Genomic DNA, 13,940 nt, shown 5'->3' on the forward strand with positions numbered 1-13,940 from the left:
GAATAATCCCCTGCAGAAACTATTCACAAACTTATCCACAGGAAGATCCTTCGAGATCCCTCGCAAGTTCGCAATGATTTTTCCTCCCGAGGTTCGTCTTTCCGGCTGGCTATGGCATCCTTAGAGCATGTCTGATCACGAATAAAGAAGAGTTATGGCCCAGATAGCAGAAAACCCCTTAATCCTGGTGGACGGTTCGTCTTACCTTTATCGCGCTTATCACGCGTTCCCACCGTTGACTAACTCAGTGGGCGAGCCAACAGGTGCGATGTACGGTGTGCTTAATATGTTGCGCAGTTTATTGCTGCAATACACACCAAGCCATGTTGCCGTGGTTTTCGACGCGAAAGGCAAAACCTTCCGTGACGAACTTTTTGAACAGTACAAATCCCATCGTCCTCCGATGCCTGATGATCTGCGCTCGCAGATTGAGCCTTTGCACCAAATGGTGAAAGCCATGGGGTTGCCGCTGCTGGTGGTTTCCGGCGTGGAAGCTGACGACGTGATCGGTACTCTGGCACTGGAAGCGGAAAAGGCGGGCCATGCCGTTCTTATCAGTACCGGCGATAAAGATATGGCGCAGCTGGTGACGCCGGGCGTTACGCTGATTAACACCATGAATAATGCGATTCTTGGGCCAGAAGAAGTCGTTGAGAAATATGGTGTGCCACCTGAACTGATTATTGATTTCCTGGCTCTGATGGGGGATTCCTCGGATAACATACCGGGCGTGCCTGGCGTCGGAGAGAAAACAGCGCAAGCCCTGTTGCAGGGGATTGGCGGCCTTGATGCGTTGTATGCAGACCTTGATAAGGTATCGACATTAAGCTTCCGTGGTTCGAAAACCATGGCTGCGAAGCTTGCGGAAAATAAAGACGTCGCTTATCTGTCCTATCAGCTGGCAACCATTAAAACAGACGTTAAGCTCGACTTAACCTGTGCAGAACTGACCGTTTCAGAACCCGATGCTGATGAACTTCATCAGCTCTTCGGTCGTTATGAATTTAAACGCTGGCTGGCTGATGTGGAAGCTGGCACCTGGCTGAGCGGTAAAAAATCTGGTGTTAAGGCTTCTGCCACCTCGAAAAAGAATGCAGTAGAAACGGAAGTGACCTCTGCAGAACCTCTTGAGCGCAACCAGCTCTCTCAGGACGGATATGTCACGATTTTGGATCAAGCCACTCTTGATGAATGGATGGGTTATCTGAAAGCTTCTGACGTTTTCGCTTTTGATACAGAAACCGATGGTCTGGATACGCTGACGGCAAACCTGATTGGCCTGTCTTTCGCGACAGAAGCAGGCAAAGCCGCTTATTTGCCGGTTGCTCACGATTATCTGGACGCGCCAGTACAACTTGATCGCGATGACGTTCTTAAGCAACTCAAACCGTTGCTGGAAGACGAGAAGCAGCTGAAAGTCGGGCAGAACCTGAAATTCGATCGCGGCATCTTGTTGCGCTACGACATCGAAATGAAAGGCATCGCGTACGACACAATGCTTGAATCTTACGTTCTTGACAGTGTATCTGGCCGTCATGATATGGACAGCCTTGCAGATCGTTACCTCGGTCATAAAACTGTGGGTTTTGAAGAGATCGCAGGGAAAGGTAAAAATCAGCTGACTTTCAACCAGATCGCTCTGGAACAAGCCGCGCCGTATGCTGCGGAAGATGCCGACGTCACGTTGCAATTGCATCAGGCACTTTGGCCACGTATTCAGGAAAGTGAATCGCTGAAGAAAGTCTTCATTGATATTGAAATGCCTCTGGTGCCTGTCCTGTCTCATATCGAACGCACCGGTGTCCTGATTGACCAGAATATTTTGGCTGCTCATTCGAAAGAGCTGGCAATTCGCCTGAATGAGCTGGAAAACAAAGCGCATGAGCTGGCGGAAGAACCTTTCAATCTTTCGTCGACCAAACAGCTTCAGGCTATTTTGTACGACAAACAGAAATTGCCGATTCTGAAGAAAACGCCGGGCGGTGCTCCATCGACGAACGAAGAAGTTCTGGCGGAACTGGCCCTGGACTATCCGTTGCCGAAAGTGATTTTGGAATATCGTGGTCTGGCGAAGCTGAAATCAACTTATACCGACAAACTGCCTTTGATGATAAACCCGCTGTCAGGCCGTGTTCATACTTCGTATCATCAGGCGGTGACGGCCACCGGTCGTCTGTCATCCAGTGATCCCAACCTGCAAAATATTCCGGTGCGAAATGATGAAGGCCGTCGCATTCGGCAGGCTTTTATTGCGCCGAAAGATTACATCATTCTGGCTGCCGACTACTCGCAGATAGAGTTGCGCATCATGGCGCACTTATCCAAAGATGAAGGCCTGCTGACCGCGTTTGCGCAAGGCAAAGATATTCACCGTGCGACCGCAGCAGAAGTCTTCGGTACGCCACTGGAAAGCGTTACCGGCGAACAGCGTCGCAGCGCAAAAGCAATTAACTTCGGTCTGATTTATGGCATGAGCGCTTTCGGTTTGTCCCGTCAGCTGAACATTCCCCGTAAAGAATCTCAGCGTTACATGGATTTGTATTTCGAGCGCTATCCGGGCGTACTTGACTATATGGAGCGCACCCGCACTCAGGCGTCTGAGCAGGGTTATGTTGAAACGCTTGATGGCCGCCGTCTGTACCTGCCGGATATCAAATCCAGTAACGCCATGCGTCGTAAAGGCGCCGAGCGTGCTGCAATCAACGCCCCGATGCAGGGAACGGCGGCGGACATTATCAAACGCGCCATGATCAGCGTCGCTGACTGGCTGAAACAACCGGATGCTCCGCGTGCCCGCATCATCATGCAGGTACACGATGAACTGGTGTTTGAGGTGCATAAGGATGATGTCACGGCAGCGAGCGAGAAAATTCGCGATCTGATGGAAGCGAGTATGACGCTGGCAGTTCCGCTAAAAGTGGATGTCGGAACGGGTGAAAACTGGGATCAGGCTCACTAAGCGATAATTTGACTAAGTGGATAGGAATTAAGCTTTTTTTGTAATTAAGCTACAGGATTATGTGCTCAGACCTTGAAGGTGATCGCATAATCCACGATTTTTGTGTAAGTAAACTACAAAAAGTTCTTTTTCCCCGTCAGGAAATAGGGTAAAGTTTCTCTCGTAGGGTACAGAGGTAAGATGTTCTATCTTTCAGACCTTTTACTTCACGTAATCGGATTTGGCTGAATATTTTAGCCGCCCCAGGCATTTATGTCTGGGGCGTTTTTTATTGTGCTTTTCATGGCGTTGCGAAAAGTTTTCCCTCAAAAACTATCCATAAAAAAGGGCGACCTGCCGGCCACCCTGATGATGTTCTTTACTTACACAGGCCATTCATAATGGCCGGTAACGTTATTCGCCGGTCAATTCTTCTTCCAGTACTTCCGGTGGGATCTCACTGAACCAGGTGTTCAGCTTGTCGCTCAGTTTATCCACGCCCATTTTCTTCGGTGAAGAGAACGCTTCTACCTGAATATCGCCCATGAATTCTTTTACCGCTTCACGAACCATCTTGATCTGTGCCTGACGCGCACCGGAAGCCAGTTTGTCGGCTTTAGTCAGCAATAGCATGACCGGTGTACCGACATCGACAGCCCACTGAATCATCTGTTGGTCGAGGTCTTTAAGCGGATGACGAATATCCATCAGCACAACCAGACCTTTCAGCGAGTTACGCATTTGCAGATATTCGCCCAGCGCGCGCTGCCATTTGCGTTTCATTTCTTCCGGCACTTCAGCGTAACCGTAACCCGGCAAGTCGACCAGACGGATACCCGGTTTGACTTCGAACAGGTTGATCAGCTGAGTACGCCCCGGCGTTTTACTGGTACGCGCGAGGCTTTTTTGTTGCGTCAGTGTATTCAGCGCACTGGATTTGCCGGCGTTTGAACGACCAGCAAATGCGACTTCAATGCCTTCGTCAGCTGGCAGGTGCCGGATATCCGGGGCGCTCATGACGAAATGGGTCATATGATAGTTGTATGTTTGGCTGGTCAAAACGTGCGTCTCCGTGAGGCATGAGTATCTGGCTGGCGATTATAACTGCAACAGAGCCGAGATGTGTTCGTGTTTTTGAAATCCGAATGATGAGGCGAAGGGACCACAGAGATGAAGGCGGGGGAAATTGCCTTCATGATGTAAGACATTTGCTATTCATGATGCGGGTTATTTCGCTTGTTTTATCGCCGTCTCATTTTATTCTTATCATAATCAATAAGATAAATTTTGAGTGTTTCCGAAACCTCAGAGGCGGCTGGCGGGTATCTTGAGCCTTTGCGTCAGTCGGGTAAAGTAATTCTTACGCGATGAAGGCAAGTAGGGAAACATGGATGAATTCTGCATTCACGGATCACAGGAAATGCATTGCGATTTAAGGATGAACGGGGCCGGAGGCTCTGAAAGGCAAAGGAAAAACCGGGACGTTGACGCTATACAGGGAAAGTGTTTGATGAATATCCTTCGGAAGAAGGAAAGAAAAAGGCAGCAAGGTTACCTTGCTGCCTTTTTTCTTTGTTCGCTTTCTGCTAGATTCCGCCGCAAATCTATACTAAATGTACACACCTAAGAGCAGATGCCATGAAACAGCCAGCGAAAGCCCCGCGTGCCAATACCGCGACAACTAAAACGAAGAAGAAAAAAAATCGTGTCGAGCTTGATATCGAAGCGCGCGAACGCAAGCGTGACAACAAGCGTCGTGGTCATAAAGCAGGCTCACGCGCTAATCCGGGTGCGGCTCAGAATCAAAGCGGTTCTGATGCTAAGAAATCCGATCCGCGCATCGGTAGCAAGAAAGCCGTGCCTTTGATTATTGAAACTGTCACCAACAATGCGGCGAAAGCTAAAAAAGCGGCTCAGCCGAAGCAAGATGCAAAACCAAAAATGTCACCGCAAGAAGAACTGACGCTGCTGGAAAATGATGAGCGTCTGGATTCACTGCTGGACCTTATCGATGACGGCAAAGCACTGAGCGCAGAAGATCAGGCTTACGTTGATCAGACGCTGGATCGCATTGATGTTCTGATGGAAATCCTCGGCATTGAGCTCGGCGACGATGAAGATGACGAAGAAGAAGAAGAAAAGAACGAAGACATGATGCAGTTGCTTAAGCGCGGAAATCCAAAAGACGGTTTCTAAGCCATGCGCTGGGTCATCCCGGCAATAGCCTTACTCTTTGCATGTTATCTGCTTTGGTTATTCGGTAAACTACGGCGGTTATCGAAAACCAAAGCACGTTTGCGCAGAGCGACCTTTGCACGGCAGGCCCAAAGCCTGCCTGTAAGGCGAACCGGCAGCAACCGACGCCGGAAGGAGTAAGTCATCCCATGTCAGAACAGACAACCGTCTGGGATTTAGCGCTGATCCAGAAGTACAATTATTCGGGGCCACGTTACACATCCTACCCAACAGCACTTGAATTCAGCGAAAGCTACGATGACGCGGCCTTTGAAAAAGCGGCTGTGCGTTATCCTGAGCGTTCCCTCTCGCTGTATGTGCACATCCCTTTCTGCCATAAGCTCTGCTACTTCTGCGGCTGCAATAAACTGGTGACCCGTCAGCAGCATAAAGCCGAAGAATACCTGAACGTCCTCGGAAAAGAGATAAGTCACCGTGCGCCGCTCTTTAAAGGCCGTCAGGTCACCCAACTGCACTGGGGCGGTGGTACGCCGACTTACCTGAACAAAGCCCAGATAAGCCGCCTGATGGGCCTTCTGAGGGCACATTTCGATATCCTGCCTGATGCAGAGATGTCGCTGGAAATCGATCCGCGTGAAATAGAGCTGGATGTTCTCGACCATCTGCGCAGCGAAGGTTTTAATCGCCTGAGCATGGGCGTGCAGGATTTCAATAAAGAAGTCCAACGTCTGGTGAACCGCGAACAGGACGAAGACTTCATTTTTGCGTTGATTGAACGTGCGCGTGCGCTGGGTTTCAACTCCACCAATATTGATCTCATTTACGGCCTGCCGAAACAAACTGCGGAAAGCTTTGCGTATACGCTGAAACGCGTGGCGCAGCTGAGTCCCGACCGTCTGAGTGTTTTCAATTATGCGCATATGCCGAAGCTGTTCGCCGCTCAGCGCAAAATCAAAGACGCTGATTTACCCGGTGCCGAAGAAAAACTGAAAATTCTGCAGGAAACCATCGCTTCGCTAACGGATTCCGGATACCGCTTTATTGGGATGGATCACTTTGCCCGCCCGGATGATGAACTGGCCGTGGCGCAGCGCGAAGGTAAATTGCATCGCAACTTCCAGGGCTACACCACGCAAGGTGACAGCGATTTGTTAGGCATGGGCGTTTCGGCGATCAGCATGCTGGGCGATACCTATGCTCAGAACGAAAAAGACCTGAAAACTTATTACGCCCGCGTAGAAGCGGAAGGGAATGCGCTGTGGCGGGGTCTGGAAATGACCGATGACGATTGTTTGCGCCGTGACGTTATTAAAGCGCTGATCTGTCATTTTGAGCTGAATTTTGCCGATATCGAAAAACACCACGGGGTTCAGTTTGCAGATTACTTTGCCGATGATTTGGCGTTACTGGAACCGCTGGCCAAAGACGGTCTGGTGGACGTCAGCGATAATCACATTCAGGTTACGCCGAGAGGCCGTCTGCTGATCCGCAACATCTGCATGTGCTTTGATATTTACCTGCGCCGCCAGGTTCGCCAGCAGCAATTCTCCCGCGTTATCTGACGCACTCTGCGCCAACAAAAACAGCCGCAGATGCGGCTGTTTTGCTTTCAGGCAATGGCGTTATTCCATGCCGAGTTCTTTCAGTTTACGGGTCAGGGTATTTCGCCCCCAGCCCAATAAACGTGCTGCTTCCTGTTTGTGTCCCTGAGTATGACGAAGAGCCGTGGTCAGCAGCGTGCGCTCCATTTCCGGCTGTGCTTCTGACAACAGATTTTGATGACCGGAACGCAGGGCGCGATCGGCCCATTGTGCCAGCAGCGTTGCCCAGCTGTCCGGAAGGCTTTGACCGCCCGTTTCCGGTGCTGTCGTTTCAAACAGTTCGCTCGGTAAATCCTGAATTAACACTTCCTGACCGGCGGCCATAACGGTTAACCAGCGGCAGGTGTTTTCCAACTGGCGCACGTTGCCTTGCCACGGCAGACGCGTCAGCGCCGTTTCGGTTTCAGGATGAAGATTTTTGGCTTCCACACCCAGCTCTTTCGCCGCAACTTGCAGGAAATAACGTGCCAGACGCGGAATATCTTCACGACGTTCACGCAGCGGAGGCAGGTGGACGCGGATTACGTTCAGACGATGGAATAAATCCTCACGGAATTTGCCTTCCTGAACGCGTAACTCCAGATTCTGGTGGGTGGCCGCAATGATACGGACATCCACTTTCACCGGTGCGTAGCCGCCAACCCGATAGAACTGCCCGTCAGCCAGCACGCGCAGCAGGCGGGTTTGAACATCAAGCGGCATATCACCGATCTCATCGAGGAACAGCGTGCCGTTATCGGCCTGCTCAAAACGTCCCTGGCGGATGGTATTCGCCCCGGTAAATGCGCCTTTCTCGTGTCCGAATAATTCGGACTCAATCAGGTCTTTCGGGATCGCCGCCATATTCAGCGCGATAAACGGCGCTTTGGCGCGCGGGCTGTGTCGGTGTAAGGCATGGGCGACCAGCTCTTTACCGGTACCGGATTCCCCGTTAATCAGCACGCTGATTGAAGAACGCGATAACCGGCCAATAATGCGGAAAACATCCTGCATTGCTGGCGCTTCACCAATAATATCTGCCGTCGGGCCGCTGGCCGGCTGGGTGCGTGCCGGTTGCTGTTGTTCCTGATAATGACTGATCGCACGTTCGACCAGCGCAACCGCTTCGTCGATGTCGAACGGTTTTGGCAGATAATCAAATGCACCTTGCTGATAGGCGCTGACCGCCGCATCCAGATCGGAATGCGCTGTCATTATGATGACCGGAAGCATCGGATGGCGTTGTTTAATCTGTTTTAACAGCGCTAAACCGTCCATGCCGGGCATACGGATATCTGATAACAAAACGTCAGGGGTTTGAGTCGCAATGGCATCAAGCACTTCATTGCCGCTGTCAAACGTGGTGCAGGTTAAACCGGCTCCAGTGAGCGCGCGTTCAAGTACCCAGCGGATGGAGCTATCGTCATCGACGATCCAGACTATCCCTCGTTGCATAATAACCTCACTGGCGAATAGGCAGGAAAACCGAGAATTCGGTGTGTCCTGGCCAACTGTTAAATTCAACTTTACCCGAATGCTGATCAATCAAACTGCGTGCGATGGACAGGCCCAAACCGGTGCCCCCTTCGCGGCCACTGACCATGGGGTAAAAAAGGGTGTCCTGCAAATGCGCCGGTACGCCGGGGCCGTCATCTTCAATATCGATACGGGCCACCAGGCGATAACGCACGCCGTGTAACGTAATCTGGAAAGCAGTGCGCGTGCGCAACGTAATTGTGCCGCCTTCTTCCCCGAGCGCCTGCAATGCGTTACGGGTGATGTTTAACAAAATCTGTTCTATCTGATCCGGATCGTGCGCCAGCTCCGGCAGGCTCGGGTCATAGTCCCGCACCAATTGCACGTTATCCGGCTTTTCCATCGATACCAGCTGGCAAACGCGTTCGGCAACCTGATGAATACTTTGTGTGACGTGCTGGCTAGGGCGTTGTGGCCCCAGCAGGCGATCAACCAGATTACGCAGACGATCAGCCTGCTCGATAATGACTTTGGTGTATTCCAGCAGAGCCGGGTCGGGCAACGCTCGGGATAACAACTGGGCAGCACCGCGCAGCCCGCCGAGCGGGTTTTTAATTTCATGGGCGAGGCCGCGGATCAAATCACGCGCGGCAACCTGTTGAGCATGCTGCAGTTGTTCCTGGCTCAGACGTCGCTGGTTATCCATCGGCGCGAGTTCGACCAGAATGAAACCTTCGGGCAGCATCTGCGCGGTCAGTGAAAGCACATGCGCACGGCCATCCACAACTAAGGTCACTTCGCTGTCTGTAAAGCCCTGTCCGGCGGTCAGACTTTCACGCATTAATTCGATGTTGAGCGAAAAATATCCCACCAGTTCCGGCAAAGGGGTGCCAAAGAGTTTGCGGGAACTTTGCGCCAGTAACTGCTGAGCGGCCGGATTGGCATAATGCACAGCCAAATCGTCGTCCAACAACAGAATGCTGTTGATTAAGGAATTCAGGATCTGCCCAGCATCGGGCAGCTTGCCAGTTGCCATACCGCAGTCTCCCGCACCTGATGGGTGCATTTTATCTCGCTACCCGGCGAAATCACGGGCCAGAGGGGTTAAGCAGGAAAGAGTGTGGAGAAAAAAGCCCATCCGGAGATGGGCTGAAAGTTTCCACGGCAACAAATAAAATCGTCTTACTTGATTCTGACGCTGAAGGCTTTCTTACCACCAGGCCTTCAGTCGGGTATTACGCTCAGCGCCAGACAAATGGCAGGCGCTGAGTTCAGGGTTTAATCAGAAATTAAACGCTGTAGTACAGTTCGAACTCAACCGGGTGTGGAGTCATACGCACACGGTCCATTTCTTCTTTACGCAGACCGATATAAGCATCGATAGCGTCATCAGTGAACACGCCGCCACGGGTCAGGAACTCGCGGTCTTCGTTCAGTGCGTTCAGTGCTTCTTCCAGTGAACCTGCAACTTTTGGAATTTCTGCTTCTTCTTCCGGTGGCAGGTCATACAGGTTTTTATCCATCGCGTCGCCAGGGTGGATCTTATTGATGATACCGTCCAGGCCGGCCATCATCAGTGCAGCAAACGCCAGGTATGGGTTAGCCGCTGGATCAGGGAAGCGTGCTTCGATACGCATTGCTTTAGGGCTGGATACGTGTGGAATACGGATAGACGCAGAACGGTTACGCGCAGAATACGCCAGCATTACGGGTGCTTCGTAGCCTGGAACCAAACGCTTGTAGGAGTTGGTTGTCGGGTTAGCGTAGGCGTTGATGGCTTTAGCGTGTTTGATGATACCGCCGATGTAGAACAGTGCCATTTCAGACAGGCCGCCGTACTTGTCGCCAGAGAACAGGTTGTTGCCGTTCTTGGACAGGGACATGTGGCAGTGCATACCGGAACCGTTATCGCCAAACATTGGTTTAGGCATGAAGGTCGCAGTTTTGCCAAATGCGTGAGCCACGTTGTGAACCACGTATTTGTAGATTTGGATTTCGTCAGCTTTTTTGGTCAGCGTGTTGAAGCGGGTTGCCACTTCGTTCTGGCCAGCAGTGGCGACTTCGTGGTGGTGAGCTTCAACAACCAGACCCATTTCTTCCATGGTCAGACACATGGTAGAACGCAGATCCTGGGAGGAGTCGACCGGAGGAACCGGGAAGTAACCGCCTTTAACTGCAGGACGGTGGCCTTTGTTGCCGCCTTCGTATTTGGTGCTTGAGTTCCATGCGCCTTCGATATCATCGATAGCAACGTGGGAACCGGAGATGCTACTGCCGAAACGCACATCATCAAACAGGAAGAATTCTGGTTCTGGCCCGAACAGGACAGTGTCCGCGATACCGGAAGAGCGCAGGAAGTCTTCTGCACGTTTTGCGGTAGAGCGTGGGTCGCGGTCATAACCTTGCAGAGTGGTTGGCTCAAGGATATCGCAGCGAATGATCAGCGTGGTTTCTTCGTAGAATGGATCAAGAACAGCAGTGCTCGCATCTGGCATCAGAACCATGTCTGATTCGTTAATGCCTTTCCAGCCACCGATGGATGAACCATCAAACATTTTGCCTTCTTCGAAGAAGTCAGCGCTTACCTGATGCGCTGGAATGGTGACGTGCTGTTCTTTACCCTTGGTGTCAGTGAAACGCAAATCTACGAATTTCACTTCATGCTCATTCAGCATCGTCAAAACGTGTTCAGCGGACATACTAGTTCTCCCGAATTTCTCATTATCGTCGTGGAACGAATAACCATTTTTGGTCTTTAGTTGGAAATAACAGCTTTACTTGAACTGGCGTGTGGCCTAAACAGCACTATCATTTGACTGGTCAGACTCTTTTTCACCCTGTAAAAACTTTTTACCCTAAAAAACTTTTACTCTAAAAAGTATTAGCGAAAACTGTGCCAACTTTGAGAAAATGCAAACAACGCCATTTTACAGGGCTTTTGCACTCAATAAGTATGCACCATAACGGAATTTATGCACTACAATGGTGCTAATCGTGAGATGCAAGGCACCAAAAAGGTGCGTCATAATGGTTCAGTGGTTCTTTTGCACCGTGAAAGGGATCACAAAGTAGCCATCCACAAGTTGTTTCATCAAGATCCTTGTGATCTTGTTTAGAACCTCGCTTAATACGTGTACAATAGCGCGCTATTTCTAATGCCTGAGGCAAAGCTGTGATCGAAAATTTGCGTAACATCGCCATTATTGCCCACGTTGACCATGGTAAAACCACCCTGGTCGACAAGCTGCTGCAACAATCCGGTACTTTCGGAGAACGTGTAGAAGCCACCGAACGCGTAATGGACTCCAACGATTTGGAGAAAGAGCGTGGGATTACCATCCTCGCAAAAAACACCGCCATTAACTGGAAAGACTACCGCATCAACATCGTGGATACCCCAGGACACGCCGACTTCGGCGGTGAGGTTGAGCGCGTGATGTCAATGGTCGACTCGGTGCTGCTGGTAGTGGATGCAATGGATGGCCCAATGCCGCAAACCCGTTTCGTGACCAAAAAAGCATTCGCTAATGGTCTGAAGCCGATCGTGGTAATCAACAAAGTTGACCGCCCTGGCGCGCGTCCTGACTGGGTTGTTGATCAGGTCTTCGACCTGTTCGTAAACTTGGACGCCACTGACGAGCAACTCGATTTCCCAATTATCTATGCATCTGCACTGCTGGGTATTGCGGGTAACGACCATAACGATATGGCCGAAGACATGACCCCGCTGTACCAGGCAATTGTTGACCACGTATCTCCGCCACAAGTTGAGATGGAAGCACCTTTCCAGATGCAAATCTCTCAGCTGGACTACAACAACTATGTTGGCGTCATCGGCATCGGTCGTATCAAACGCGGTACTGTTAAACCTAACCAACAGATCACTGTGATCGACAGCGAAGGTAAAACACGTAACGGTAAAGTCGGTAAAGTTCTGACTCACATGGGTCTTGAGCGTATCGAAGCGACCGTTGCTGAAGCTGGCGACATCATCGCAATCACCGGTTTGGGTGAGCTGAACATTTCCGACACTATCTGTGACCCGACAAATGTTGAAGCACTGCCAGCGCTGAGCGTTGATGAACCAACGGTTACCATGTACTTCTGCGTTAACACCTCTCCGTTCTGTGGTAAAGAAGGTAAGTATGTGACTTCACGTCAGATCCTTGACCGTCTGAACAAAGAACTGGTGCACAACGTTGCATTGCGTGTTGAAGAAACTGAAGATGCTGATGCATTCCGTGTTTCAGGCCGTGGTGAACTTCACCTGTCGGTTCTGATCGAAAACATGCGTCGCGAAGGTTTCGAGCTGGCGGTTTCCCGTCCTAAAGTAATCAACCGTAAAATCGATGGCCGCATGCAAGAGCCATTCGAGAACGTGACACTGGATATCGAAGAGCAACACCAGGGTTCTGTAATGCAGGCCATGGGTGAGCGTAAAGGCGATGTCAAAGACATGATCCCAGACGGCAAAGGTCGTATCCGTCTTGATTACCTGATCCCAGCACGTGGTCTGATCGGCTTCCGTACTGAATTCATGACCATGACTTCAGGTACCGGTCTGCTGTACTCCACGTTCAGCCACTACGATGACGTCCGTCAGGGCGAAATCGGTCAGCGTCAGAACGGCGTTCTGATTTCCAACGGTCAGGGTAAAGCAGTTGCGTTCGCACTGTTCAGCCTGCAAGACCGCGGTAAATTGTTCCTGGGCCACGGCGCAGAAGTGTATGAAGGCCAGATCATCGGTATTCACTCACGTTCTAACGACCTGACCGTGAACTGCCTGACCGGTAAGAAACTGACCAACATGCGTGCGTCCGGTACTGACGAAGCGACGACTCTGGTTCCTGCTATCAAAATGTCTCTGGAGCAAGCTCTGGAATTCATCGATGATGACGAACTGGTCGAAGTAACTCCGACGTCTGTACGTATTCGTAAACGTCACCTGACCGAGAACGATCGTAAACGTGCAATGCGTGGTCCAAAAGAAGGTTAATCTTCTTTTACGCAAGCCGTTACACAGAAACAGGATGCCTTTGGTATCCTGTTTTTTTTATCTTTTTTTTCCAAACCTGCGCTAAACCCCACGCATCTGTCACTGTTCACCTGTACGTTTTACCGCTAAAGTTAAAAGTCATCTTTGAAATCAGGAGCGTGCAATGCTGTACATTTTTGATATGGGAAACGTCATTATTGATATTGATTTCAAACGTGTTCTTGGCGTGTGGAGCCATCTGAGCGGTACGCCGCTGGCCACGCTGACTGAACGATTCTCAATGGGTGAGGTGTTCCAGAAGCACGAGCGTGGCGAAATCAGCGATGAACAGTTTGCCGCCGACTTATGCCACGAAATGGGCATTGCGCTCAGTTTCGAGCAGTTCAGCGCAGGCTGGCAAGCCATCTTCGTCGGGCTGCGGCCCGAGGTGATCACGGTATTCAAGAAGCTGCGCGAAGAAGGCCATCGTGTTGTCGTATTGTCGAATACCAACCGTCTGCATCTGGATTTCTGGCCGCATCACTATCCCGAAATTGAAGCCAATACCGACGCAATGTACCTCTCGCAAAATTTGGGTATGCGTAAACCCGAGCCGGAAATTTTCCAGCACGTCCTTGAAAAAGAAGGTTTCAGTGCAGGCGAGGCGGTATTTTTTGACGATGTGGTCGAAAATATTGAAGCCGCCCGCGCGGCCGGAATCGAAGCGGTATGGGTGGAAGACAATCAAACCGTACCCAAATACTTTTCCTGAAGG

10 protein-coding genes are annotated in these 13,940 nt (G+C 50.9%); 6 read left to right on the forward strand and 4 right to left on the reverse strand.

Features of this window, described 5'->3' with window-relative positions:
• Positions 1-154 precede the first annotated feature (154 nt).
• Together polA and spfP are read left to right on the forward strand one after the other, a co-directional pair.
• Positions 155-2,959, forward strand: coding sequence for a DNA polymerase I (gene polA, locus BV494_RS16975; RefSeq protein WP_104923912.1), 2,805 nt, complete (start codon positions 155-157; stop codon positions 2,957-2,959).
• A gap of 180 nt (positions 2,960-3,139) precedes the next feature.
• Positions 3,140-3,187, forward strand: a complete 48-nt coding sequence (gene spfP, locus BV494_RS26440; RefSeq protein ID WP_071892919.1) for a small protein SpfP — start codon at positions 3,140-3,142, stop codon at positions 3,185-3,187.
• Positions 3,188-3,352: 165 nt separating this feature from the next.
• On the opposite strand, the gene yihA is transcribed toward spfP, so the two are convergent.
• Complete coding sequence (yihA, locus tag BV494_RS16980; RefSeq protein ID WP_104923913.1) at positions 3,353-3,997, reverse strand: ribosome biogenesis GTP-binding protein YihA/YsxC; 645 nt, start codon at positions 3,995-3,997, stop codon at positions 3,353-3,355.
• Between the two features lie 579 nt (positions 3,998-4,576).
• Between yihA and yihI the strand changes: the two genes are divergently transcribed.
• Both yihI and hemN read left to right on the forward strand, forming a co-directional pair.
• Positions 4,577-5,134, forward strand: a complete 558-nt coding sequence (gene yihI, locus BV494_RS16985) for a Der GTPase-activating protein YihI (RefSeq protein ID WP_104923914.1) — start codon at positions 4,577-4,579, stop codon at positions 5,132-5,134.
• Between the two features lie 188 nt (positions 5,135-5,322).
• On the forward strand, positions 5,323-6,696 hold the full coding sequence (gene hemN, locus BV494_RS16995) for an oxygen-independent coproporphyrinogen III oxidase (protein ID WP_104923916.1): 1,374 nt from the start codon (positions 5,323-5,325) through the stop codon (positions 6,694-6,696).
• A gap of 60 nt (positions 6,697-6,756) precedes the next feature.
• Here the strand turns inward: hemN and glnG are convergent, their stop codons facing one another.
• The 3 genes from glnG to glnA form a co-directional block, all read right to left on the reverse strand.
• Positions 6,757-8,169 carry a nitrogen regulation protein NR(I) gene (gene glnG / locus BV494_RS17000; protein WP_104923917.1) on the reverse strand — a complete coding sequence of 471 codons (1,413 nt, stop codon included), beginning with the start codon at positions 8,167-8,169 and terminating at the stop codon, positions 6,757-6,759.
• A gap of 7 nt (positions 8,170-8,176) precedes the next feature.
• A complete protein-coding gene (gene glnL / locus BV494_RS17005; protein WP_104923918.1) occupies positions 8,177-9,226 on the reverse strand; it encodes a nitrogen regulation protein NR(II) in 1,050 nt (349 codons plus the stop codon).
• A 253-nt stretch (positions 9,227-9,479) separates the two neighbouring features.
• The gene (gene glnA / locus BV494_RS17010; protein ID WP_101079951.1) at positions 9,480-10,889 is read right to left on the reverse strand and encodes a glutamate--ammonia ligase; all 1,410 of its coding nucleotides are present in this window, start codon (positions 10,887-10,889) and stop codon (positions 9,480-9,482) included.
• A 473-nt stretch (positions 10,890-11,362) separates the two neighbouring features.
• Between glnA and typA the strand changes: the two genes are divergently transcribed.
• Both typA and yihX read left to right on the forward strand, forming a co-directional pair.
• Positions 11,363-13,186 carry a ribosome-dependent GTPase TypA gene (gene typA, locus BV494_RS17015; protein ID WP_104923919.1) on the forward strand — a complete coding sequence of 608 codons (1,824 nt, stop codon included), beginning with the start codon at positions 11,363-11,365 and terminating at the stop codon, positions 13,184-13,186.
• Between the two features lie 163 nt (positions 13,187-13,349).
• On the forward strand, positions 13,350-13,937 hold the full coding sequence (yihX, locus tag BV494_RS17020; RefSeq protein WP_104923920.1) for a glucose-1-phosphatase: 588 nt from the start codon (positions 13,350-13,352) through the stop codon (positions 13,935-13,937).
• The last annotated feature ends 3 nt before the right edge of the window (positions 13,938-13,940 follow it).

It is taken from the genome of Rahnella sikkimica (assembly GCF_002951615.1).
Classification (GTDB): Bacteria; Pseudomonadota; Gammaproteobacteria; order Enterobacterales; family Enterobacteriaceae; genus Rahnella; species Rahnella sikkimica.

Bases quoted from the DNA above. Each gene is read 5' to 3' on its own strand.
- polA (WP_104923912.1), top strand. From the start codon at position 155: ATGGCCCAGATAGCAGAAAACCCCTTAATCCTGGTGGACGGTTCGTCT.
- yihI (WP_104923914.1), top strand. From the start codon at position 4,577: ATGAAACAGCCAGCGAAAGCCCCGCGTGCCAATACCGCGACAACTAAA.
- hemN (WP_104923916.1), top strand. From the start codon at position 5,323: ATGTCAGAACAGACAACCGTCTGGGATTTAGCGCTGATCCAGAAGTAC.
- glnG (WP_104923917.1), bottom strand. From the start codon at position 8,169: ATGCAACGAGGGATAGTCTGGATCGTCGATGACGATAGCTCCATCCGC.
- glnL (WP_104923918.1), bottom strand. From the start codon at position 9,226: ATGGCAACTGGCAAGCTGCCCGATGCTGGGCAGATCCTGAATTCCTTA.
- glnA (WP_101079951.1), bottom strand. From the start codon at position 10,889: ATGTCCGCTGAACACGTTTTGACGATGCTGAATGAGCATGAAGTGAAA.
- yihX (WP_104923920.1), top strand. From the start codon at position 13,350: ATGCTGTACATTTTTGATATGGGAAACGTCATTATTGATATTGATTTC.